Source organism: Bacillus sp. LM 4-2 (assembly GCF_000978495.1).
In the GTDB taxonomy this organism is placed as follows: Bacteria; Bacillota; Bacilli; order Bacillales; family Bacillaceae; genus Bacillus; species Bacillus subtilis.
On sequence record NZ_CP011101.1, the window covers coordinates 48012 to 72584 of the forward strand.

General features: G+C 43.1%; 25 protein-coding genes and 2 tRNA genes. All 27 read left to right on the top strand.

From position 1 onward, the window contains the following. The first annotated feature begins 133 nt into the window (after positions 1 to 133). The 27 genes from bslm_RS00255 to spoIIE all read left to right on the top strand — a co-directional run bounded on the left by bslm_RS00255 (position 134) and on the right by spoIIE (position 24527). Entirely contained in the window at positions 134 to 1447 is a 1314-nt protein-coding gene (locus bslm_RS00255) for a ubiquitin-like domain-containing protein (protein ID WP_046380719.1), read from the top strand. A 144-nt stretch (positions 1448 to 1591) separates the two neighbouring features. Beyond that, a complete protein-coding gene (gene rnmV / locus bslm_RS00260) occupies positions 1592 to 2152 on the top strand; it encodes a ribonuclease M5 (protein WP_015253010.1) in 561 nt (186 codons plus the stop codon). Further along, positions 2145 to 3023, top strand: coding sequence for a 16S rRNA (adenine(1518)-N(6)/adenine(1519)-N(6))-dimethyltransferase RsmA (gene rsmA, locus bslm_RS00265; RefSeq protein WP_015715101.1), 879 nt, complete (start codon positions 2145 to 2147; stop codon positions 3021 to 3023). Before rnmV ends, rsmA begins: the two co-directional genes overlap by 8 nt. A 161-nt stretch (positions 3024 to 3184) precedes the next feature. Next, positions 3185 to 4057: a sporulation-specific protease PrtG gene (gene prtG / locus bslm_RS00270; protein ID WP_014475574.1), complete on the top strand. Its 873-nt coding sequence runs from the start codon at positions 3185 to 3187 to the stop codon at positions 4055 to 4057. A 210-nt stretch (positions 4058 to 4267) separates the two neighbouring features. Next, positions 4268 to 4528, top strand: a complete 261-nt coding sequence (gene veg / locus bslm_RS00275) for a biofilm formation stimulator Veg (protein ID WP_003218330.1) — start codon at positions 4268 to 4270, stop codon at positions 4526 to 4528. Between the two features lie 159 nt (positions 4529 to 4687). Then, positions 4688 to 4873: a small, acid-soluble spore protein, alpha/beta type gene (locus tag bslm_RS00280; RefSeq protein WP_046380720.1), complete on the top strand. Its 186-nt coding sequence runs from the start codon at positions 4688 to 4690 to the stop codon at positions 4871 to 4873. A 147-nt stretch (positions 4874 to 5020) separates the two neighbouring features. Then, on the top strand, positions 5021 to 5890 hold the full coding sequence (ispE, locus tag bslm_RS00285) for a 4-(cytidine 5'-diphospho)-2-C-methyl-D-erythritol kinase (protein WP_003226742.1): 870 nt from the start codon (positions 5021 to 5023) through the stop codon (positions 5888 to 5890). A gap of 55 nt (positions 5891 to 5945) precedes the next feature. Beyond that, entirely contained in the window at positions 5946 to 6803 is an 858-nt protein-coding gene (gene purR, locus bslm_RS00290; protein WP_003218342.1) for a pur operon repressor, read from the top strand. Then, positions 6800 to 7177 carry a 2-iminobutanoate/2-iminopropanoate deaminase gene (gene ridA / locus bslm_RS00295; RefSeq protein ID WP_046380721.1) on the top strand — a complete coding sequence of 126 codons (378 nt, stop codon included), beginning with the start codon at positions 6800 to 6802 and terminating at the stop codon, positions 7175 to 7177. The genes purR and ridA overlap by 4 nt, the downstream gene beginning before the upstream one ends. A 194-nt stretch (positions 7178 to 7371) precedes the next feature. Continuing rightward, on the top strand, positions 7372 to 7665 hold the full coding sequence (spoVG, locus tag bslm_RS00300) for a septation regulator SpoVG (RefSeq protein ID WP_003218346.1): 294 nt from the start codon (positions 7372 to 7374) through the stop codon (positions 7663 to 7665). A 192-nt stretch (positions 7666 to 7857) separates the two neighbouring features. Continuing rightward, the gene (gene glmU / locus bslm_RS00305) at positions 7858 to 9228 is read left to right on the top strand and encodes a bifunctional UDP-N-acetylglucosamine diphosphorylase/glucosamine-1-phosphate N-acetyltransferase GlmU (protein WP_046380722.1); all 1371 of its coding nucleotides are present in this window, start codon (positions 7858 to 7860) and stop codon (positions 9226 to 9228) included. Between the two features lie 22 nt (positions 9229 to 9250). After that, complete coding sequence (locus tag bslm_RS00310) at positions 9251 to 10204, top strand: ribose-phosphate diphosphokinase (protein WP_003218353.1); 954 nt, start codon at positions 9251 to 9253, stop codon at positions 10202 to 10204. Positions 10205 to 10288: 84 nt separating this feature from the next. Next, positions 10289 to 10903, top strand: coding sequence for a 50S ribosomal protein L25/general stress protein Ctc (locus bslm_RS00315; RefSeq protein WP_003243443.1), 615 nt, complete (start codon positions 10289 to 10291; stop codon positions 10901 to 10903). Positions 10904 to 11009: 106 nt separating this feature from the next. Further along, positions 11010 to 11576 (top strand): aminoacyl-tRNA hydrolase, encoded by a 567-nt coding sequence (gene pth / locus bslm_RS00320; RefSeq protein WP_046380723.1) that lies wholly within the window; start codon positions 11010 to 11012, stop codon positions 11574 to 11576. 59 nt (positions 11577 to 11635) lie between these two features. Next, on the top strand, positions 11636 to 11866 hold the full coding sequence (fin, locus tag bslm_RS00325; RefSeq protein WP_003243417.1) for an anti-sigma-F factor Fin: 231 nt from the start codon (positions 11636 to 11638) through the stop codon (positions 11864 to 11866). A 69-nt stretch (positions 11867 to 11935) separates the two neighbouring features. After that, positions 11936 to 15469, top strand: coding sequence for a transcription-repair coupling factor (gene mfd, locus bslm_RS00330; protein ID WP_046380724.1), 3534 nt, complete (start codon positions 11936 to 11938; stop codon positions 15467 to 15469). 135 nt (positions 15470 to 15604) lie between these two features. Then, a complete protein-coding gene (gene spoVT / locus bslm_RS00335; RefSeq protein WP_003218365.1) occupies positions 15605 to 16141 on the top strand; it encodes a stage V sporulation protein T in 537 nt (178 codons plus the stop codon). Positions 16142 to 16322: 181 nt separating this feature from the next. After that, positions 16323 to 17921 carry a putative polysaccharide biosynthesis protein gene (locus tag bslm_RS00340; RefSeq protein WP_046380725.1) on the top strand — a complete coding sequence of 533 codons (1599 nt, stop codon included), beginning with the start codon at positions 16323 to 16325 and terminating at the stop codon, positions 17919 to 17921. Next, positions 17911 to 19380, top strand: a complete 1470-nt coding sequence (gene mazG, locus bslm_RS00345) for a bifunctional methyltransferase/pyrophosphohydrolase YabN (protein ID WP_017696371.1) — start codon at positions 17911 to 17913, stop codon at positions 19378 to 19380. Before bslm_RS00340 ends, mazG begins: the two co-directional genes overlap by 11 nt. Positions 19381 to 19382: 2 nt before the next feature. Further along, positions 19383 to 19643, top strand: a complete 261-nt coding sequence (locus bslm_RS00350) for an RNA-binding S4 domain-containing protein (protein WP_003226716.1) — start codon at positions 19383 to 19385, stop codon at positions 19641 to 19643. Between the two features lie 78 nt (positions 19644 to 19721). Continuing rightward, positions 19722 to 20024, top strand: coding sequence for a sporulation protein YabP (yabP, locus tag bslm_RS00355; RefSeq protein WP_003226714.1), 303 nt, complete (start codon positions 19722 to 19724; stop codon positions 20022 to 20024). Further along, complete coding sequence (gene yabQ / locus bslm_RS00360; RefSeq protein WP_014478604.1) at positions 20021 to 20656, top strand: spore cortex biosynthesis protein YabQ; 636 nt, start codon at positions 20021 to 20023, stop codon at positions 20654 to 20656. Before yabP ends, yabQ begins: the two co-directional genes overlap by 4 nt. A gap of 17 nt (positions 20657 to 20673) precedes the next feature. Further along, a complete protein-coding gene (gene divIC / locus bslm_RS00365) occupies positions 20674 to 21051 on the top strand; it encodes a cell division protein DivIC (RefSeq protein ID WP_003243211.1) in 378 nt (125 codons plus the stop codon). 80 nt (positions 21052 to 21131) lie between these two features. Then, entirely contained in the window at positions 21132 to 21518 is a 387-nt protein-coding gene (locus bslm_RS00370) for a S1 domain-containing RNA-binding protein (protein ID WP_003218379.1), read from the top strand. A 168-nt stretch (positions 21519 to 21686) separates the two neighbouring features. Beyond that, positions 21687 to 21763, top strand: a tRNA-Met gene (locus tag bslm_RS00375). A gap of 9 nt (positions 21764 to 21772) precedes the next feature. Then, positions 21773 to 21844, top strand: a tRNA-Glu gene (locus bslm_RS00380). 199 nt (positions 21845 to 22043) lie between these two features. Next, positions 22044 to 24527 carry a stage II sporulation protein E gene (gene spoIIE / locus bslm_RS00385; RefSeq protein WP_046380726.1) on the top strand — a complete coding sequence of 828 codons (2484 nt, stop codon included), beginning with the start codon at positions 22044 to 22046 and terminating at the stop codon, positions 24525 to 24527. Positions 24528 to 24573: the final 46 nt, after the last annotated feature.

Genomic DNA, 24573 nt, shown 5'->3' on the forward strand with positions numbered 1-24573 from the left:
TAAGAGCTTGTCCCTTACAGCGTTTTTCTATAAAAGTTCTACATGCTTTCTTCTCCTCATAGGATAGGTTTGTCGACAAGTCTTTCTTCCGTTTCTCAGTGTATTTCAGGATAATGAAGAGGACACTGAGCTTTTGGGAGAAAGAGAAGGGAGGGTTGACAGCCTTTTAGATACTCTATATAATCTCTCCGAGGAGAAGGAGGCGTTTTTCATCACACAAAAAATGAAAAAGCTGTTTTCCGTAAAGCTTAGCAAAAGCAAAGTCATTCTGGTTGCTGCTTGTTTGCTTTTGGCAGGAAGCGGGACTGCGTACGCGGCTCATGAGCTGACGAAACAATCAGTCTCAGTTTCTATCAATGGCAAAAAGAAACATATACGCACACATGCAAATACAGTCGGTGATCTTTTGGAGACGCTTGATATAAAGACAAGAGACGAAGACAAGATCACACCTGCTAAACAGACAAAGATAACAGCAGACATGGACGTTGTGTATGAGGCTGCAAAACCTGTGAAGCTTACAATAAACGGGGAAGAAAAGACGTTATGGTCAACAGCAAAAACGGTCGGTGCATTACTGGACGAACAAGATGTTGATGTGAAAGAACAAGATCAAATTGATCCCGCAATAGATACAGATATTTCGAAAGACATGAAGATTAACATAGAGCCCGCATTTCAGGTTACTGTGAATGATGCAGGGAAACAAAAGAAGATCTGGACGACTTCGACTACGGTCGCTGACTTTTTAAAACAGCAAAAGATGAACATAAAAGACGAAGATAAAATCAAGCCTGCGTTAGATGCAAAGCTGACGAAAGGAAAGGCTGATATTACAATTACTCGTATCGAAAAGGTCACCGATGTAGTTGAAGAGAAGATTGCGTACGATGTGAAAAAGCAAGAAGACGCTTCTCTTGAAAAAGGGAAAGAAAAGGTCGTCCAAAAAGGAAAAGAAGGCAAGCTAAAAAAACATTTCGAAGTCGTTAAAGAAAACGGTAAAGAAGTGTCCAGAGAGCTTGTAAAAGAAGAAACAGCTGAACAAAGCAAAGATAAAGTGATTGCTGTCGGCACAAAGCAAAGCAGTCCAAAAGTTGAAACGGTCAGTGCTTCAGGTGATTCAAAAACAGTTGTGTCCCGCAGCAATGAATCAACAGGCAAAGTCATGACTGTATCATCTACGGCTTATACGGCAAGCTGCAGCGGTTGTTCAGGACATACAGCGACAGGCGTCAATTTAAAAAATAATCCGAATGCCAAAGTCATCGCTGTGGATCCAAATGTCATTCCGCTAGGCTCCAAAGTCCACGTGGAAGGCTATGGATATGCTATTGCTGCAGATACCGGTTCAGCGATTAAAGGGAACAAGATAGACGTCTTTTTCCCAGAGAAATCATCGGCGTACCGATGGGGAAATAAAACAGTCAAAATTAAAATCTTAAATTAGTATATACTTATGTATTCAGAGGGTTTTGCGCCCTCTGTTTTTTTCGTTATAATAGACAAAGTGCATTTTCTGCTTATTAGACGCTCGACATAAGAAAAAGTTTCATGAATATACAAAAGTTTTTATTTTGTCTTGGAGGAAATAATGAAAATTAAAGAGATCATTGTGGTCGAGGGGCGTGATGATACGGCCCGCATCAAATTGGCTGTTGATGCAGACACAATTGAAACAAATGGTTCAGCCATCGATGATCATGTGATTGACCAAATCCGTTTGGCCCAGAAGACCAGAGGCGTCATTATTTTAACGGATCCGGACTTTCCGGGAGAGAAGATTCGCAAAACCATTTCAGAGGCTGTACCCGGCTGTAAGCATGCATTTTTGCCAAAGCATCTTGCCAAACCTAAAAACAAGCGGGGGATTGGTGTGGAGCATGCATCGGTTGAAAGCATTAGGGCATGTTTAGAAAATGTGCATGAGGAGATGGAAGCGCAGCCGAGTGACATTTCAGCTGAGGATTTGATTCATGCCGGACTAATAGGCGGGCCTGCGGCCAAACGCCGCCGGGAACGACTGGGTGATCTGTTGAAAATCGGCTATACAAATGGCAAACAGCTTCAAAAACGGCTGCAAATGTTTCAAATTAAAAAAAGTGATTTTATGAGTGCGCTCGATACCGTTATGCGGGAGGAACAGAATGAATAAAGATATTGCGACACCGATTAGAACGAAAGAGATACTGAAGAAATACGGTTTTTCTTTTAAAAAGAGCTTAGGACAGAATTTCTTAATTGATACGAACATTTTAAACAGAATTGTTGATCATGCGGAAGTGACTGAGAAAACAGGTGTCATTGAAATCGGCCCGGGAATCGGGGCTTTAACCGAACAGCTTGCCAAGCGGGCGAAAAAGGTCGTGGCATTTGAGATTGACCAGCGATTATTGCCGATTCTGAAGGATACACTGTCACCTTACGACAATGTCACTGTCATTCATCAGGACGTGTTAAAGGCTGATGTCAAATCGGTCATTGAAGAACAATTTCAAGATTGTGATGAGATTATGGTAGTTGCCAACCTTCCTTATTACGTAACAACACCGATTATCATGAAACTGCTTGAAGAACATCTTCCGCTGAAAGGAATTGTGGTCATGCTGCAAAAAGAAGTGGCTGAGCGCATGGCGGCTGATCCTTCATCTAAGGAGTACGGCTCGCTTTCAATCGCGGTGCAGTTTTATACAGAAGCCAAAACGGTGATGATCGTTCCGAAAACCGTATTTGTTCCTCAGCCTAATGTCGATTCCGCAGTCATCCGTCTGGTTCTCCGAGACGGCCCGGCAGTGGACGTGGAAAACGAATCCTTTTTCTTTCAGCTCATCAAGGCAAGCTTTGCACAGCGTCGTAAAACGCTGCTCAATAACTTAGTTAACAATCTGCCTGAAGGAAAAGCGCAAAAATCAACAATCGAGCAAGTGCTTGAAGAAACAAATATTGACGGTAAGCGCCGAGGTGAATCCCTGTCTATTGAGGAGTTCGCAGCGCTGTCTAACGGATTGTATAAAGCCCTTTTCTAAAAGGGCTTTTTGTTTTGCGCACCACATGGACTGCCGCTACATAGGCTAGAGAAGGACCTTTCATTCAATGATAAGAAAAAACTTGGACTCAGCGAAAAAAGGCGCTTTCTCAAGGCTCTTTCTTTCATGATGAGGCTTAGTCTATGTGTGGAGTGAGGAATGTGCAATTTCAAATAGGGGATATGGTAGCCAGAAAATCCTATCAGATGGATGTTTTGTTTCGAATTATAGGAATAGAGCAAACAAGCAAAGGAAATTCAATTGCCATTTTGCATGGAGATGAAGTCAGGCTGATTGCTGATTCGGATTTTTCTGATCTGGTGGCAGTGAAAAAAGATGAGCAGATGATGCGGAAAAAGAAAGATGAGAGCAGAATGAATGAGTCGCTCGAATTGCTCCGCCAGGATTATAAACTGCTCAGAGAAAAACAGGAGTACTATGCGACAAGCCAATATCAGCATCAGGAGCATTATTTCCATATGCCGGGCAAAGTGCTTCATCTGGATGGTGACGAAGCATATCTGAAAAAATGCCTGAATGTCTATAAAAAAATTGGAGTGCCGGTCTATGGCATCCATTGCCATGAAAAGAAAATGTCTGCTTCTATTGAAGAATTGCTCGACAAATATCGACCTGATATCCTGGTGATCACAGGGCATGATGCGTATTCGAAGCAAAAGGGCGGCATTGATGATTTGAATGCGTACAGACATTCTAAGCACTTTGTTGAAACTGTTCAAACAGCCCGAAAAAAGATCCCTCACTTAGATCAGCTTGTTATTTTTGCGGGGGCCTGCCAATCCCATTTTGAATCACTCATCAGAGCGGGTGCGAATTTTGCGAGTTCACCGTCAAGAGTCAATATTCATGCGCTTGATCCGGTATATATCGTCGCGAAGATCAGCTTTACGCCGTTTATGGAACGGATTAATGTATGGGAAGTGCTCCGTAATACGCTGACAAGAGAGAAAGGGCTTGGAGGTATTGAAACAAGAGGAGTTCTGAGAATTGGTATGCCTTATAAGTCCAATTAACAGTTGAAAACCTGCATAGGAGAGCTATGCGGGTTTTTTATTTTACATAATGATACATAATTTACCGAAACTTGCGGAACATAATTGAGGAATCATAGAATTTTGTCAAAATAATTTTATTGACAACGTCTTATTAACGTTGATATAATTTAAATTTTATTTGACAAAAATGGGCTCGTGTTGTACAATAAATGTAGTGAGGTGGATGCAATGGCGAAGACGTTGTCCGATATTAAAAGATCGCTTGATGGGAATTTAGGTAAAAGGCTGACGTTAAAAGCAAACGGTGGCCGCCGAAAAACGATTGAGCGTTCGGGCATTTTAGCTGAGACGTACCCTTCTGTTTTTGTGATACAACTAGATCAAGACGAGAACTCGTTTGAAAGAGTTTCATACAGTTATGCTGATATTTTGACTGAGACTGTTGAGCTGACATTTAATGATGACGCCGCAAGCTCAGTGGCATTTTAACGGGCAGTGAACCTTTTGTTTACTGCTTTTTGTTTTGCCCTTTTTTGGTTTCCAATAATTTTAACGAAAGTTCCATCTGATTTAACAAAAGATAAAACAGTCACATATTATCGTGACGTGCACGAATGGCTATCACTTCTAAAAAAGGGGTTGTTTCGTTTGGGCAGACGTCGTGGAGTTATGTCAGGTGAGTTTAAATATGAGCTGGCTAAAGACCTTGGTTTTTATGACACAGTAAAAAATGGCGGCTGGGGCGAAATTCGGGCTCGCGATGCCGGTAACATGGTAAAGCGCGCTATAGAAATCGCCGAACAGCAAATGGCTCAGAATCAGAATAACCGATAAGGATGTGACCCGGGGGACGTGCTGTTCCCTGGTTTTTTTATTTTGGATTTAAATACATAATGGGCTGAATATGGATATGTTCATCCTGTACTTCAAATGTGATACAATGTTCATACTTATGTTTAGATGGAGAAGTAGGTGAAAGCTATGCGTATTTTAGAAAAAGCGCCAGCTAAGATCAATCTGTCACTTGACGTCACCCGAAAACGCCCGGATGGCTATCATGAAGTCGAAATGATCATGACGACAATTGATTTAGCTGATCGAATTGAATTGACGGAGCTTGCAGAGGATGAAGTGAGGGTTTCCTCCCACAACCGATTTGTGCCTGATGACCAAAGAAACTTAGCTTATCAGGCTGCCAAGCTGATCAAGGACAGATACAACGTGAAAAAGGGAGTTTCCATCATGATTACGAAGGTAATTCCGGTGGCTGCCGGTCTTGCCGGCGGAAGCAGTGATGCGGCGGCGACACTCAGAGGGCTGAACAGACTGTGGAATTTAAATCTGTCCGCGGAAACGCTTGCTGAGCTTGGAGCGGAAATTGGCTCTGACGTTTCATTTTGTGTCTATGGCGGAACTGCATTAGCAACAGGGCGCGGCGAGAAAATTAAACATATCAGCACGCCTCCGCACTGCTGGGTCATTTTAGCGAAGCCGACAATCGGTGTTTCAACTGCTGAAGTGTACAGAGCGCTGAAACTGGATGGTATAGAGCATCCCGATGTACAAGGCATGATCGAGGCGATAGAAGAGAAGAGTTTTCAGAAGATGTGCAGCCGGTTAGGCAATGTGCTTGAATCTGTTACACTCGATATGCATCCTGAAGTTGCGATGATCAAAAACCAGATGAAACGCTTTGGTGCAGATGCCGTGTTAATGAGCGGGAGCGGCCCGACAGTATTTGGACTGGTTCAGTATGAGTCGAAGGTGCAGAGAATTTATAACGGGTTAAGAGGCTTCTGCGATCAAGTTTATGCGGTGAGAATGATTGGCGAACAGAATGCTCTTGATTAAATCCGTATGTTAAGTTATATTGATCTTAAAATATTCGGATTTTGGGGGTAAGTTCATGAAGTTTCGTCGCAGCGGCAGATTGGTGGACTTAACAAATTATTTGTTAACCCATCCGCACGAGTTAATACCGCTAACCTTTTTCTCTGAGCGGTATGAATCTGCAAAATCATCGATCAGTGAAGATTTAACAATTATAAAACAAACCTTTGAACAGCAGGGGATTGGTACTTTGCTTACTGTTCCCGGAGCTGCCGGAGGCGTTAAATATATTCCGAAAATGAAGCAGGCTGAAGCTGAAGAGTTTGTGCAGACACTTGGACAGTCGCTGGCAAATCCTGAGCGTATCCTTCCGGGCGGTTATGTATATTTAACGGATATCTTAGGAAAGCCATCTGTACTCTCCAAGGTAGGGAAGCTGTTTGCTTCCGTGTTTGCAGAGCGCGAAATTGATGTTGTCATGACCGTTGCCACGAAAGGCATCCCTCTTGCGTACGCAGCTGCAAGCTATTTGAATGTGCCTGTTGTGATCGTTCGTAAAGACAATAAGGTAACAGAGGGCTCCACAGTCAGCATTAATTACGTTTCAGGCTCCTCAAACCGCATTCAAACAATGTCACTTGCGAAAAGAAGCATGAAAACGGGTTCAAACGTACTCATTATTGATGACTTTATGAAAGCAGGCGGCACCATTAATGGTATGATCAACCTGTTGGATGAGTTTAACGCAAATGTGGCGGGAATCGGCGTCTTAGTTGAAGCCGAAGGAGTAGATGAACGTCTTGTTGATGAATATATGTCACTTCTTACTCTTTCAACCATCAACATGAAAGAGAAGTCCATTGAAATTCAGAATGGCAATTTTCTGCGTTTTTTTAAAGACAATCTTTTAAAGAATGGAGAGACAGAATCATGACAAAAGCAGTCCACACAAAACATGCCCCAGCGGCAATCGGGCTTTATTCACAAGGGATTATCGTCAACAATATGTTTTACAGCTCAGGCCAAATCCCTTTGACTCCTTCAGGGGAAATGGTGAACGGCGATATTAAGGAGCAGACTCATCAAGTATTCAGCAATTTAAAGGCGGTTCTGGAAGAAGCGGGTGCTTCTTTTGAAACAGTTGTAAAAGCAACTGTATTTATCGCGGATATGGAACAGTTTGCGGAAGTAAACGAAGTGTACGGACAATACTTTGACACTCACAAACCGGCGAGATCTTGTGTTGAAGTCGCGAGACTCCCGAAGGATGCGTTAGTCGAGATTGAAGTTATTGCACTGGTGAAATAATAAGAAAAGTGATTCTGGGAGAGCCCGGGATCACTTTTTTATTTACCTTATGCCCGAAATGAAAGCTTTATGACCTAATTGTGTAACTATATCCTATTTTTTCAAAAAATATTTTAAAAACGAGCAGGATTTCAGAAAAAATCGTGGAATTGATACACTAATGCTTTTATATAGGGAAAAGGTGGTGAACTACTGTGGAAGTTACTGACGTAAGATTACGCCGCGTGAATACCGATGGTCGCATGAGAGCGATTGCATCCATCACGCTGGATCACGAATTTGTTGTACATGATATTCGTGTGATTGATGGAAACAATGGTCTTTTCGTTGCGATGCCGAGTAAACGCACCCCTGATGGAGAGTTCCGCGATATTGCTCATCCTATTAATTCAAGCACGCGAGGAAAGATTCAAGATGCCGTGTTAAATGAGTATCATCGTCTGGGTGACACTGAAGCATTAGAATTCGAAGAAGCTGGAGCTTCTTAAAAAATAACCAAAAAGCAAGGACTGCTGAAAGGGCTGACATAAGCCTTTTGCCGGCGGTCCTTTTTTAATTCTGATTTTTCAAACTTAGTTGCACTCAATAGAAAATTCTTGCACTTCATGAAGTCTCCTTGAAATCAGAAGATATTTAGGATATATTTTTCTATGGATAAAAGGGATATTGGAGGCCAATAAATGGATAAGCGGTTTGCAGTTGTTTTAGCGGCTGGACAAGGAACGAGAATGAAATCGAAGCTTTATAAAGTCCTTCATCCAGTTTGCGGTAAGCCTATGGTAGAGCACGTCGTGGACGAAGCCTTAAAATTATCTTTATCAAAGCTTGTCACGATTGTCGGACATGGTGCGGAAGAAGTGAAAAAGCAGCTTGGTGATAAAAGCGAGTACGCGCTTCAAGCAGAACAGCTTGGCACTGCTCATGCTGTAAAACAGGCACAGCCATTTCTTGCTGACGAAAAAGGCGTCACAATTGTCATTTGCGGAGATACGCCGCTTTTGACAGCAGAGACGATGGAACAGATGCTGAAAGAACATACACAAAGAGAAGCGAAAGCTACGATTTTAACTGCGGTTGCAGAAGATCCAACCGGATACGGCCGCATTATTCGCAGCGAAAACGGAGCGGTTCAAAAAATCGTTGAGCATAAGGACGCCTCTGAAGAAGAACGTCTTGTAACTGAGATCAACACCGGTACGTATTGTTTTGACAATGAAGCGCTATTTCGGGCTATTGATCAGGTGTCTAATGATAATGCCCAAGGCGAGTATTATTTGCCGGATGTCATAGAGATTCTTAAAAATGAAGGCGAAACTGTTGCCGCTTACCAGACTGGTAATTTCCAAGAAACGCTCGGAGTTAATGATAGAGTTGCTCTTTCTCAGGCAGAACAATTTATGAAAGAGCGCATTAATAAACGGCATATGCAAAATGGCGTGACGTTGATCGACCCGATGAATACGTATATTTCTCCTGACGCTGTTATCGGAAGCGATACTGTGATTTACCCTGGAACTGTGATTAAAGGTGAGGTGCAAATCGGAGAAGATACGATTATTGGCCCTCATACGGAGATTATGAATAGTGCCATTGGCAGCCGTACGGTTATTAAACAATCGGTAGTCAATCACAGTAAAGTGGGGAATGATGTAAACATAGGACCTTTTGCTCACATCAGACCTGATTCTGTCATCGGGAATGAAGTGAAGATCGGGAATTTTGTAGAAATTAAAAAGACTCAATTCGGAGACCGAAGCAAGGCATCTCATCTAAGCTATGTCGGCGATGCTGAGGTAGGCACTGATGTAAACCTGGGCTGCGGTTCAGTTACTGTCAATTATGATGGAAAGAATAAGTATTTGACAAAAATTGAAGATGGCGCGTTTATCGGCTGCAATTCCAACTTGGTAGCCCCTGTCACAGTCGGAGAAGGCGCTTATGTGGCGGCAGGTTCAACTGTTACGGAAGATGTACCTGGAAAAGCACTTGCTATTGCCAGAGCGAGACAAGTAAATAAAGACGATTATGTGAAAAATATTCATAAAAAATAATCCTAAATTCGGAGGTTTATCCATGTCTAATCAATACGGAGATAAGAATTTAAAGATTTTTTCTTTGAATTCGAATCCAGAGCTTGCAAAAGAAATCGCAGATATAGTTGGAGTTCAATTAGGGAAATGTTCTGTCACAAGATTTAGTGACGGGGAAGTCCAAATTAATATCGAAGAAAGTATTCGCGGATGTGATTGTTACATCATCCAGTCTACAAGTGACCCCGTTAACGAGCATATTATGGAACTGCTGATTATGGTAGATGCGTTAAAACGCGCTTCTGCAAAAACGATTAACATTGTTATTCCTTATTACGGTTATGCGCGTCAAGACAGAAAAGCAAGATCCCGTGAGCCAATCACAGCTAAACTTTTCGCTAACCTGCTTGAAACAGCCGGTGCGACTCGTGTGATTGCACTTGACCTGCATGCGCCGCAAATTCAAGGATTCTTTGATATACCGATTGACCACTTAATGGGTGTTCCGATTTTAGGAGAATATTTTGAAGGCAAAAATCTTGAAGATATCGTCATTGTTTCACCAGACCATGGCGGTGTGACACGTGCCCGCAAACTGGCTGACCGACTAAAAGCGCCAATTGCGATTATCGATAAACGCCGTCCGCGTCCAAACGTGGCGGAAGTCATGAATATTGTAGGTAACATCGAAGGGAAGACTGCTATCCTCATCGATGACATTATTGATACTGCAGGTACGATTACACTTGCTGCTAATGCGCTCGTTGAAAACGGAGCGAAAGAAGTATATGCATGCTGTACACACCCTGTACTATCAGGCCCTGCGGTAGAACGGATTAATAATTCAACAATTAAAGAGCTTGTTGTGACAAACAGCATCAAGCTTCCCGAAGAAAAGAAAATTGAACGCTTTAAGCAGCTTTCAGTCGGACCGCTTCTGGCCGAAGCGATTATTCGCGTTCATGAGCAGCAATCAGTCAGCTATCTGTTCAGCTAAACCATTTTTCGAGGTTTAAATCCTTATCGTTATGGGTATTGTTTGTAATAGGACAACTAAAACGACAAGAGGATGGTGCTGAATATGGCAACTTTAACGGCAAAAGAAAGAACGGACTTTACTCGTTCGTCTCTTCGGAATATCCGTACTTCAGGACATGTTCCAGGTATCATATATGGGAAGGATACGGGCAACAAACCTGTGTCATTAGACAGTGTGGAGCTCATCAAAACGCTGAGGGACGAAGGCAAAAATGCAGTCATTACGCTTGAGGTCAGCGGAGAAAAACACTCCGTCATGGTAACAGACCTGCAGACGGACCCGCTGAAAAATGAAATCACTCATGCTGATTTTCAAGTAGTTAATATGAGTGAGGACATTGAAGTGGAAGTTCCGATTCATCTGACCGGAGAAGCCATTGGAGTGAAAAACGGAGGCGTACTGCAGCAGCCGTTATATGCACTTACTGTAAAGGCCAAGCCAAAAGCCATTCCGCAAACGATTGAGGCTGATATTTCAAGCCTCGATGTAAATGAAGTACTGACGATTGCAGATTTGCCTGCTGGCGGTGACTACTCCTTTAATCATGAGTCAGATGAGGTTGTGGCTTCAATCCTTCCTCCGCAGCAGCAGGAAGCAGCTGAGGTCGATGAAGAGGAATCTGCCGATGCTCAGCCAGAAGGTGAAAACGAACAATAATAGCTTAAGGCGTAACCCTCCCGCGGTTACGTCTTTTGTGCTAGAATGAGAAGAATTATAGCCCGTTTATGAAGACGGGAGTTATGTGACTAAGGGAGGATTCGCCATGCTTGTGATTGCCGGTCTCGGAAACCCGGGGAAGAACTATGAAAATACACGGCATAATGTCGGATTTATGGTGATAGATCAGCTTGCAAAGGAATGGAATATAGAGCTGAATCAAAATAAATTTAACGGATTATACGGAACCGGATTTGTTTCCGGCAAAAAGGTTCTACTTGTTAAACCGCTTACATATATGAATTTATCAGGAGAATGTTTGCGGCCTTTAATGGACTACTATGATGTCGATAACGAAGATTTGACAGTCATTTACGACGACCTTGACCTTCCGACTGGCAAGATCCGTTTAAGAACGAAAGGAAGCGCCGGAGGGCACAATGGCATCAAATCACTGATCCAGCATCTTGGTACATCCGAGTTTGACCGTATCCGCATCGGAATCGGCCGGCCTGTAAACGGCATGAAGGTCGTTGATTATGTGTTGGGCTCCTTTACCAAGGAGGAGGCACCTGAGATCGAAGAAGCGGTTGATAAATCTGTGAAGGCTTGTGAGGTTTCTTTGAGTAAACCGTTTTTAGAAGTCATGAACGAATTTAACGCAAAGGTATAAAATGTAACAACAAAGTCCATACTACACCAAAATGACTTTTTCATCAGGAGGTCCCTTGTATGGCTTTGCATTATTATTGTCGTCATTGCGGAGTGAAAGTAGGCAGTCTCGAATCTTCAATGGTATCGACAGACTCACTTGGATTTCAGCACTTAACAAATGAGGAAAGAAACGATATGATTTCTTATAAAGAAAATGGAGATGTCCATGTTTTGACGATATGTGAAGACTGCCAAGAGGCGCTTGACCGAAATCCGCATTACCACGAATATCACACATTTATTCAATAAAAAGCTTTGGTGTAGACACTAGACCAAAGCGTTTTTCTGTTCTCGCAGGAAACAGAGAGGAGGGGCCATATGGACAACATTCAAACCTTTATAAAAGAAAGCGATGACTTTAAATCCATCATCAACGGTTTACACGAGGGCCTGAAGGAACAGCTGCTCGCGGGTCTGTCGGGTTCCGCGCGTTCTGTTTTTACTTCTGCTCTGGCTAATGAAACGAATAAGCCTATCTTTCTAATCACCCATAACTTATATCAAGCCCAGAAAGTAACAGATGATCTGACTTCACTTCTAGAGGATCGGTCTGTCCTTTTGTACCCCGTCAATGAACTCATTTCATCAGAAATCGCAGTTGCAAGCCCTGAATTGCGGGCGCAGCGATTAGATGTCATTAATAGACTAACGAATGGAGAAGCGCCAATTGTCGTTGCTCCGGTAGCTGCGATCAGAAGAATGCTGCCGCCTGTTGAGGTGTGGAAAAGCAGCCAGATGCTCATTCAAGTAGGCCATGATATCGAACCTGACCAGCTTGCCTCACGGCTGATAGAGGTAGGGTATGAGCGGTCTGATATGGTTTCTGCGCCCGGGGAATTCAGTATTCGCGGGGGAATCATTGACATTTATCCGTTGACTTCAGAGAATCCGGTGAGAATTGAACTTTTTGACACCGAGGTGGATTCAATCCGCAGCTTTAATTCAGATGATCAGCGGTCAATTGAGACCCTTACCTCGATCAATATCGGTCCCGCGAAGGAATTAATTATCAGACCGGAAGAAAAAGCGCGGGCGATGGAGAAAATCGATAGTGGTCTTGCCGCGAGCTTGAAAAAATTAAAGGCTGACAAACAAAAAGAAATACTTCATGCGAATATTTCTCACGATAAAGAACGCTTGTCTGAAGGCCAGACAGATCAGGAGCTCGTGAAGTATCTCTCATATTTCTATGAAAAGCCTGCTAGTTTACTAGATTATACACCTGATAATACACTTCTGATTTTGGATGAAGTCAGTCGGATTCATGAGATGGAAGAACAGCTTCAAAAAGAAGAAGCGGAGTTTATCACAAATCTTCTTGAGGAAGGGAAGATTTTGCATGACATTCGTTTGTCATTCAGCTTCCAAAAAATAGTGGCTGAGCAAAAACGGCCTCTGCTGTACTACTCTTTATTTTTGCGGCATGTACACCATACGAGCCCGCAAAATATCGTCAATGTGTCAGGCCGGCAAATGCAGAGTTTCCATGGCCAAATGAACGTGCTTGCGGGCGAAATGGAGCGTTTTAAAAAATCAAATTTCACTGTTGTGTTCTTAGGAGCAAACAAGGAACGTACACAGAAATTGTCATCTGTTTTGGCTGATTATGATATCGAGGCTGCCATGACAGACAGCAAAAAAGCGCTTGTTCAGGGACAGGTCTATATCATGGAAGGCGAGCTCCAATCGGGATTTGAGCTGCCGTTAATGAAGCTTGCCGTTATCACGGAAGAAGAACTGTTCAAAAACCGTGTAAAGAAGAAGCCGCGAAAACAGAAGCTTACCAATGCAGAGCGCATCAAAAGCTATTCTGAGCTTCAAATTGGAGATTATGTCGTTCATATTAATCACGGGATCGGAAAATACCTGGGGATTGAAACTCTTGAAATCAACGGCATTCATAAAGACTATTTAAATATACATTATCAGGGCAGTGACAAGCTTTACGTTCCTGTAGAACAAATTGATCAGGTCCAAAAATATGTCGGCTCCGAAGGAAAAGAGCCAAAGCTGTATAAATTAGGCGGAAGTGAATGGAAGCGGGTCAAGAAAAAAGTAGAGACATCCGTTCAGGATATTGCTGACGACTTAATTAAGCTGTATGCCGAAAGAGAAGCGAGCAAGGGCTATGCGTTTTCTCCTGACCATGAGATGCAGCGTGAATTCGAATCGGCTTTCCCTTATCAAGAGACTGATGATCAGCTCCGTTCGATTCACGAAATCAAAAAAGACATGGAAAGAGAACGTCCGATGGACCGCTTGCTGTGCGGAGATGTGGGCTACGGTAAAACAGAGGTTGCCATACGTGCCGCGTTTAAGGCGATCGGTGACGGAAAGCAGGTAGCTCTGCTCGTTCCGACAACAATTTTGGCACAGCAGCACTATGAAACCATAAAAGAGCGCTTCCAGGACTATCCGATTAATATCGGCCTTCTCAGCAGGTTCAGAACGAGAAAAGAAGCAAACGAAACAATCAAAGGGCTGAAAAACGGAACGGTTGATATCGTCATCGGGACGCATCGGCTGCTATCAAAGGATGTCGTGTATAAAGATTTAGGGCTCCTCATCATTGATGAAGAGCAGCGTTTCGGTGTAACCCATAAAGAAAAGATCAAGCAAATAAAAGCCAATGTTGATGTATTAACGTTAACAGCAACGCCGATTCCGCGTACGCTGCATATGTCTATGCTTGGCGTAAGGGACCTTTCAGTCATCGAGACTCCGCCGGAAAATCGGTTCCCTGTACAGACGTATGTTGTGGAATACAACGGAGCTCTTGTCAGAGAGGCAATTGAACGTGAGCTTGCACGCGGGGGCCAAGTCTATTTCTTGTACAACCGGGTAGAGGACATTGAGCGGAAAGCGGATGAAATTTCAATGCTAGTCCCTGACGCGAAGGTAGCATATGCGCATGGGAAAATGACAGAAAATGAATTAGAAACCGTTATGCTAAGTTTCCTTGAAGGAGAATCAGACGTTCTTGTCAGCACAACCATTATCGAAACTGGCGTGGACATCCCGAACGTCAATACGCTGATCGTATTTGACGCCGACAAGATGGGACTTTCTCAGCTTTACCAGCTGCGGGGGCGTGTCGGCCGTTCTAACCGTGTGGCGTATGCGTACTTCACGTATCGCCGGGATAAAGTGCTGACAGAAGTGGCTGAAAAAAGGCTGCAGGCTATTAAAGAATTCACAGAGTTAGGTTCCGGTTTTAAAATCGCAATGCGTGACTTAACGATTCGCGGAGCTGGGAACCTTCTTGGTGCCCAGCAGCATGGCTTCATCGATTCGGTCGGATTTGACCTCTATTCACAAATGCTGAAGGAGGCCATTGAGGAGCGTAAAGGAGACACAGCGAAGACAGAGCAGTTTGAAACAGAAATTGATGTCGAGCTTGATGCGTATATTCCGGAAACTTATATTCAAGACGGCAAACAGAAAATTGATATGTATAAACGCTTCAGGTCTGTGGCGACAATCGAAGAGAAGAATGAGCTTCAAGATGAAATGATCGACCGCTTTGGAAACTATCCAAAAGAAGTCGAATACTTGTTTACTGTTGCAGAAATGAAAGTCTATGCGAGACAGGAACGTGTCGAGCTGATTAAGCAGGATAAAGATGCTGTCAGATTGACGATTTCTGAAGAAGCAAGTGCTGAAATTGACGGACAGAAGCTGTTTGAGCTTGGCAATAAATATGGCAGACAAATCGGACTGGGAATGGAAGGGAAAAAACTCAAAATCTCCATACAGACGAAAGGCCGTAGTGCCGATGAATGGCTCGACACCGTGCTGGGCATGCTGAAGGGCTTAAAAGATGTGAAAAAGCAAACCATTTCATCAACGTAAATTTTGTTACTCTCTGGTGTATATTACATTTGATGTGACGGATACTAATTTCAAGCGAGGCGGAAGGTACATAAAGTAACTGCTTTAGGTCTTTCCCACATGTATATACCATCAAATGAAAGAGAGGCACCAGAGATGAAAGCAACCGGTATCGTACGTCGTATTGATGACTTAGGTCGGGTCGTGATTCCTAAAGAAATTCGAAGAACTCTGAGAATCAGGGAAGGCGATCCGCTTGAGATTTTTGTAGATCGTGACGGAGAAGTGATTTTGAAAAAGTACTCTCCGATCAGTGAGCTTGGAGACTTTGCAAAGGAGTATGCAGACGCGCTTTACGACAGCCTCGGCCATTCAGTGCTGATTTGTGATCGTGATGTATATATTGCCGTGTCCGGCAGCTCCAAAAAAGATTACTTAAACAAGTCAATCAGTGAAATGCTGGAAAGAACAATGGATCAGCGCAGCTCCGTGCTTGAGAGTGATGCGAAATCAGTACAGCTTGTGAATGGAATTGATGAGGACATGAATTCTTATACTGTCGGCCCAATTGTGGCGAACGGTGATCCGATAGGTGCTGTGGTGATCTTTTCAAAAGACCAGACAATGGGCGAAGTAGAGCATAAAGCCGTTGAAACAGCAGCTGGATTTTTGGCTCGTCAAATGGAACAGTAGGTCTTATTCCTTTCTTCGAAAATAGGTATGTAAAGAACAGCTCTCCTTGGGACGCTGTTCTTTTTCATGCGTGCCGAAAAAGGAATCCAAGGGTTGGGATGTGGTATAATAACCTCGTTTTTATTTGTGCCGCGGTAATACGTGAACCGTATTGCCCCTGACGTTGGGAAGGAGCTTTTGGATGGACGATTCAATAGGCGTTAAACGGCATTGGATTTGGCAGGGGGCTTTTGTTTTAATTCTGGCAGGCGTCATCACAAAAATTTTAAGCGCTGTTTACAGAGTCCCGTTTCAAAACATTGTCGGCGATGTTGGATTTTATATATATCAGCAGGTATACCCCTTTCTTGGTATTGCGGTCATGCTGTCCACATCAGGATTTCCAGTCATTATTTCAAAGCTGATGAATGATTATAGTGAAAAAAATCATCACACCATATTAAAAATATCAGCGTTATTTTTGTCTTTAATCGGTATTTTATTATTTCTTTGTTTATATCTGGGTGCTGTTCCTATTGCACTCTTTATGGGGGATTCGCATCTAGCCGTGTTAATTCAAGTGGCCGCGTACGCGTTTCTGCTGTTCCCATTTGTCGCATTGCTTAGAGGCGGTTTTCAGGGGCGGCACGAAATGCTCCCTTCAGCCTTATCACAGATGACAGAGCAGTTTCTGCGTGTTGCGGTGCTCTTGGGTTTATCATTTTGGCTCGTGAAAAAGGGAGCCTCGCTTTATACTGCGGGAGCGGCAGCCGCTTCAGGCTCTCTTGCCGGAAGTTTGGTTGCATTGATAATACTGGGGTTTTTTTGGTTCAAAACGAAAAGAGACAACCAAACGGATAGGCAAAAAGAAAATGTCATCACAACAAAAGAATTGACGAAAAAACTGCTTTTATATTCGGTTACAATTTGTGTAAGCAGTTTGCTGCTTTTGTTTATCCAGCTTGTTGATGCTTTGAATTTATATGCATTACTTTCGGGTGGTGAGGCAAGCGAAGAAGCAAAACGCCTAAAGGGGATCTATGATCGGGGACAACCCTTGTTGCAGCTCGGTTCAGTTTTTGCCGTAAGCATTGCGACGTCACTCGTTCCGTATATTTCTATGGCTGTAAAAAACAAAGAGCTGAAGATCATGAAAGAAAAAATCACGTCATCTTTGAAACTATGCCTTGTGCTCGGTACAGGCGCATCGGCTGGGTTGATTTGCATTCTTAAGCCGGTTAATATCATGCTGTTTCAAAATGGAGAAGGGACAGGTGCGTTACAAGTATTTAGCTGCTCCATTTTGTTTGCATCCTTGGCGGTAACGGCAGCGGCAGTCTTACAGGGAGCGGGGTACACAGTTTTTCCTGCGATAGCGGTGGGCGCGGGTGTTGCGGTGAAATGGGTGTTAAACACACTTTTGGTTCCGCGCTATGGGATTGAAGGCGCATCGCTTGCGACAGCGGCTTCCTTTGCGGCTGTCGCCGGCCTTAACTTGTATCAGCTTCGGCAAAAGGAATGGCTCGATAAGCTTAGAGGCGTTTTGATTCCGATTATTGGATCTGCTCTTTTGATGTCAGCTGGATTGCTTGCGTATATCCGTTTCTGGACTTTTTTGTTTCCTGCTACAGGAAGAGGAGCGGCTGTGATTGAGAGTCTTTCTGCTGTTGCCATTGGTGGCGCGGTGTTTATTTATTGTATGATGAGATTGGGAATATTTACAGATGAAGAGCTGAACAGTGTGCCATTCGGCAGCAAGTTAAGCAAATTCATGAGAAGGAGAGAACAAAATGGCGGGTAAAATTACAGTCGTCGGACTTGGTGCCGGAGACATGGACCAATTGACAATTGGTATACACAAGCTGCTGACGAAGGCAGATACGCTGTATGTCAGAACCAAGGATCATCCTTTAATTGAGGAGCTTGAAAAAGAAACGAAGAACATCCGTTTCTTTGATGATATATATGAGAAACATGATCAGTTCGAGGCGGTATATGAAGAAATTGCGGATACCCTCTTTGAAGCGGCGCGGCGTGAGGACGTGGTTTATGCTGTGCCGGGACATCCGTTTGTCGCAGAAAAAACAGTTCAGCTGCTGACGGAGCGGCAGGAAAAGGAAAACGTTCAAGTGAAAGTCGCGGGGGGACAAAGTTTCCTTGATGCCACATTCAATGCCTTGCAAATTGACCCGATTGAAGGTTTTCAATTTGTGGATGCCGGCACATTGTCCGCGGATGAGCTTGAGCTCAGACATCATCTGATCATATGTCAGGTTTACGACCAAATGACGGCTTCTGAAGTCAAGCTGACATTGATGGAGAAGCTGCCTGATGATTATGAGGTCGTCATTGTGACTGCAGCAGGCAGCCGTGGCGAGGAGATCAGGACAGTGCCATTATTTGAGCTGGACCGCAATGTCGCCTTGAACAACTTAACAAGTGTGTATATTCCGCCGATTAAAGAAGAGAAGCTGCTTTATCACGAATTCTCCACGTTCCGAAGCATCATCAGAGAGCTTCGCGGACCTAATGGATGTCCGTGGGATAAAAAGCAGACGCATCAGTCATTAAAGCAGTACATGATTGAAGAATGTTATGAGCTTCTCGAAGCTATTGACGAAGAAGACACAGACCATATGATCGAAGAGCTTGGCGACGTTTTGCTTCAGGTCTTGCTTCACGCGCAAATTGGTGAAGATGAAGGTTATTTCACAATTGATGATGTCATAAAAGGAATCAGTGAAAAAATGGTCCGAAGACATCCCCATGTGTTTAAAGATGTTAAGGTTCAGGATGAAAACGATGTTTTAGCCAATTGGGAAGATATAAAAAAGGCCGAAAAAAATACATCTGAATCATCATTACTAGACAGCGTACCGAAAACCCTTCCAGCTCTTTCGAAAGCAGCTAAATTGCAGAAAAAAGCAGCGAAGGTCGGTTTTGACTGGGAAGACGTCAGCGATATTTGGGAAAAGGTAAGTGAGGAAATGAAGGAATTTTCTTCTGAGGTTTCTGAAGCTCCTCACGAACACAATCTTAAAGCTGAGTTTGGCGACATTTTGTTCGCGCTGGTGAATGTAGCCCGCTTCTACAAAATAGAGCCAGAGGAAGCGCTGACCATGACTAATGACAAATTCCGGAGACGGTTCTCGTACATTGAGGAAACAGCGAAGGAAGAGGGAGTCGAGTTGGCTGATATGTCCCTTGAGGACATGGACAAACTGTGGAATGAAGCAAAAGAAACTGAGAGGAGATCATAGATATGAGATTAGATAAATTTTTGAAAGTATCACGGCTGATCAAACGGCGTACACTAGCGAAGGAAGTAGCTGACCAAGGACGAATCTCTATTAACGGAAACCAAGCTAAAGCTAGCTCTGACGTAAAACCGGGAGATGAACTAACGGTCCGCTTCGGCCAAAAGCTTGTAACGGTTCAAGTTAATGAATTGAAAGACACGACGAAAAAAGAAGAAGCTGCAAACATGTACACGATTCTAAAAGAAGAAAAACTCGGCGAATAGGCTTGTTCTAAAAAAATCCCCTACCTCATACAATGCAGTAATAATGCTAAAAGTATCGAGGATATGGGGGCTGAATAGATGAATTCATATTATGATCAAAAAGGTTCTTCGTCTGTTCCGGAACAGCATGATGTGACAATGAAAGGCCGGAAGCATTTAGATATTTCTGGGGTTAAGCATGTGGAGAGTTTTGATAACGAAGAATTCCTGCTGGAAACGGTGATGGGAATGCTCTCCGTCAGAGGCCAAAACCTGCAAATGAAAAATCTTGATGTGGAAAAAGGGATTGTTTCGATTAAAGGCAGGGTATTTGATTTAGTGTACTTAGACGAACAACAAGGGGATAAAGCTAAAGGGTTTTTTAGCAAGTTGTTTAAATGACGCTGACGACACAATTCTATACAATGCTGGCGATGTCCGGTATGGGTCTCTGGCTTGGTGCTTCGCTTGATACATACCGGCTCTTTGTCATTCGTGCCAAAACAGCCAGATGGCTATTATTTATTCATGATATTCTTTTCTGGATTGTGCAAGGGCTGCTTTTCTTTTATGTCTTGCTTCATGTAAATGAGGGAGAATTCAGGATTTACATCTTTTTAGCGGTTCTGCTGGGCGTTGCGACGTATCAGAGCCTTTGCAAACGAATCTATATAAAAATACTGAAATTCGTCATTTACCTTGTTGTTTCTGTTTATCAATTCTTCAAAAAACTCATTCAGCACGTGTTATTTCGTCCTATTGTGTGGACATGCGGAGCGATCATCTGGCTGGCGGCATTTTTATTCAAGAAAACATACAGCCTGATAGGTTTTCTCCTGCTGTGTCTATATAAAATAGTCATGGTTCTGTGTTTTCCGATCCGTTTTATCGCGAAACAATGTTTGAAACTTCTTCCTGTGAAAATGCGTCTAACTTTTAGACGTTATTTTGAAAAAGGTGCAGGATTTCTCAAAAAGAAGAAGAAACTATTGATAACCATAAGAACGACCATTACACGGTTTTTGAAGAAATGAAAGGAGGACCGTCTGGTTTGAATTTTTCCAGGGAACGAACGATAACTGAAATACAAAACGACTATAAAGAACAAGTAGAACGGCAAAATCAGCTGAAGAAACGAAGACGCAAAGGGCTGTACAGACGGTTAACTGTATTCGGCGCCCTAGTATTCCTGACGGCAATTGTGCTGGCAAGCTCTGTATGGTCCCAAACATCTTCCCTTAGTGCAAAAGAAGAAAAGAAAGAACAGCTTGAAAAAGAACTGAAAAGTTTAAAGACAAAACAAACGGATTTAAAAGAAGAAATATCCAAATTGAAGGATGAGGATTACGTCACAGAGCTTGCCAGAAGGGACTTATTCATGTCTGGAGACGGAGAAATTATCTTCAATGTGGAGAAGAAGAGCAAGTAGCCTTGTTGACACTTAAATTTTTATTTAGGTATAATTAAGCAAACGATCTTTTTATAAGCCTAAGGAGGAGCACTTTTTTTATGTCGATTGAAGTTGGCAGCAAGTTGCAAGGGAAAATTACAGGTATTACAAATTTTGGAGCATTTGTTGAATTGCCTGGAGGCTCAACCGGTCTCGTTCACATTAGTGAGGTAGCTGATAATTATGTCAAAGACATTAACGACCACTTAAAAGTCGGCGACCAAGTTGAAGTGAAAGTCATCAACGTTGAAAAAGACGGGAAAATTGGTTTATCTATTAAAAAAGCTAAAGACCGTCCGCAAGCCAGACCTAGAAATGATTTCCGTCCGAAAGAATCTTTTGAACAGAAAATGAATAAGTTTTTAAAAGACAGCGAAGATCGCTTGTCATCTTTAAAACGCAATACGGAATCAAAACGTGGAGGGCGCGGAGCAAGAAGAGGATAACTTGCTGCTTTCTATAAAATAAATGAAGCATCCGTTCATCCCGACGGATGCTTTTTTATTATCCTCATCCTCTTTAAGAGTCAGAAAATTACAACATTAAAGTTTCTGTTGACGAAAGAGACAAACCTTTGTATTATATAACTTGTGCTTAGAAGCACAAAACAATATGGCGGTGTAGCTCAGCTGGCTAGAGCGTACGGTTCATACCCGTGAGGTCGGGGGTTCGATCCCCTCCGCCGCTACCATATTTGTTTGGCCCGTTGGTCAAGCGGTTAAGACACCGCCCTTTCACGGCGGTAACACGGGTTCGAATCCCGTACGGGTCATCCTAAAAAATCGGTTTCTCTTGCAGAAGCCGATTTTTTTCATTTTTAGACAACATTCCAGAAATTCTTTTGATAAACGAATATCAAGGCAGAAACCGTCGAAGATTTCTTTGGTATTGTTACCTTCTTTTGACAAAATCCTATCTGTGCTTTCGCTATAATGACAGGCAACGAATATAACAGGTGGGAGATGAGAGGAATGGAAAAAGCAGAAAGAAGAGTGAACGGGCCAATGGCGGGACAAGCTTTGGAAAAACTCCAATCGTTTTTTAACAGGGGCACGAAGCTGGTGACTCATCATTTGCATTCACTGTTTTTCTATAAAGGATTCATTTATGTTGTCATCGGATTTTTGCTTGGACGGGCTTTCATATTATCCGAGGTGCTTCCTTTCGTACTTCCTTTCTTTGGAGCGATGCTTCTTATCAGAAGAGACAAAGCGTTTTATGCGGTTTTGGCTGTGCTTGCAGGTGCGCTGACCATATCTCCAAAGCACTCATTGCTCATACTGGCGGCATTGCTGGCATTCTTCGTATTTTCTAAAGTGGCTGCCTTCATTACCGACGATCGTGTAAAAGCACTCCCGATTGTCGTGTTCTTCTCGATGGCTGCAGCAAGAGCCGGGTTTGTTTATGCCCAAAATGGCGTATTTACAACCTATGATTATGTAATGGCTATCGTTGAGGCTGGACTATCGTTTATCTTAACACTGATTTTCCTTCAGAGCCTTCCGATTTTTACTGTGAAAAAAGTGAAACAATCATTAAAAATAGAGGAAATCATTTGCTTTATGATTCTTATTGCCTCTGTTTTAACGGGGCTGGCCGGCTTGTCCTACCAAGGGATGCAGGCAGAACATATATTGGCTCGTTATGTTGTGTTGAGTTTTTCCTTTATTGGCGGAGCAAGCATCGGCTGTACGGTTGGGGTTGTGACCGGCCTGATTCTTGGCTTGGCGAATATCGGAAACCTATATCAAATGAGTCTGCTTGCTTTTTCCGGTTTATTGGGCGGTTTGCTGAAGGAAGGGAAAAAAGCGGGTGCAGCAATTGGTTTGATCGTTGGATCACTTCTTATATCTTTATATGGTGAAGGCTCTGCCGGTCTGATGACAACGCTCTATGAGTCATTAATCGCAGTCGGCCTGTTTTTGCTCACACCTCAATCTATTACGAGGAAAGTGGCGAGATATATTCCGGGAACTGTCGAGCATCTTCAAGAGCAACAGCAATACGCTAGAAAAATCCGTGATGTCACTGCTCAGAAGGTAGACCAATTCTCCAATGTATTTCACGCGCTGTCTGAAAGCTTTGCAACCTTTTATCAAGCATCAGACGAACAGACAGATGACAGCGAAGTTGATCTGTTCTTAAGCAAAATCACGGAGCATTCCTGCCAGACGTGCTACAAGAAAAACAGGTGCTGGGTACAGAACTTTGATAAAACATATGACTTAATGAAACAAGTTATGCTTGAAACAGAGGAAAAAGAATATGCATCAAACCGAAGGCTGAAAAAAGAGTTTCAACAGTATTGTTCTAAATCCAAGCAGGTTGAAGAGCTGATTGAGGATGAGCTCGCACATCATCATGCCCATTTGACACTCAAGAAAAAAGTCCAAGACAGCAGGCGCCTTGTTGCTGAACAGCTTTTAGGCGTTTCTGAGGTTATGGCCGACTTTTCTCGGGAAATAAAAAGAGAGCGAGAACAGCACTTTCTGCAGGAAGAGCAAATCATAGAAGCGCTTCAGCATTTCGGAATTGAGATTCAGCATGTCGAGATCTATAGTCTTGAACAAGGAAATATCGATATTGAAATGACCATTCCGTTCAGCGGACATGGAGAAAGTGAAAAAATCATTGCTCCTATGCTTTCTGACATTCTGGAGGAACAAATTCTTGTGAAAGCCGAACAGCACTCTCCGCATCCGAATGGATACAGCCATGTCGCCTTTGGATCAACAAAATCATACAGGGTGTCCACGGGAGCTGCTCACGCTGCGAAGGGCGGCGGCCTTGTCTCCGGCGACAGCTACAGCATGATGGAGCTTGGAGCCAGAAAATATGCTGCAGCAATCAGTGACGGAATGGGCAATGGCGCAAGAGCGCACTTTGAAAGCAATGAAACGATCAAGCTTCTTGAAAAAATCCTTGAATCGGGAATTGATGAAAAAATAGCAATTAAAACGATCAACAGCATACTGTCTCTAAGGACAACTGACGAAATATATTCCACGCTTGACCTGTCTATTATCGATCTTCAAGATGCCAGCTGTAAATTTTTGAAGGTTGGATCGACGCCTAGCTTTATCAAACGGGGTGACCAGGTCATGAAAGTTCAAGCGAGCAATCTGCCAATCGGTATTATTAATGAATTCGATGTGGAGGTTGTGAGTGAACAGCTGAAAGCGGGTGACCTCTTAATTATGATGAGTGATGGCATTTTTGAGGGGCCTAAGCATGTGGAAAATCACGACTTATGGATGAAACGTAAAATGAAAGGGTTGAAAACAAATGACCCGCAGGAGATTGCCGATTTGCTTATGGAAGAAGTCATCCGCACAAGATCCGGCCAAATTGAGGACGATATGACTGTTGTTGTTGTCCGGATTGATCACAATACACCGAAGTGGGCATCCATTCCTGTTCCGGCAATCTTTCAAAACAAACAAGAAATTTCATAACGCTTCCGTATAAATCAAATTTCTTCTGGCGAAGATGGGAATATAT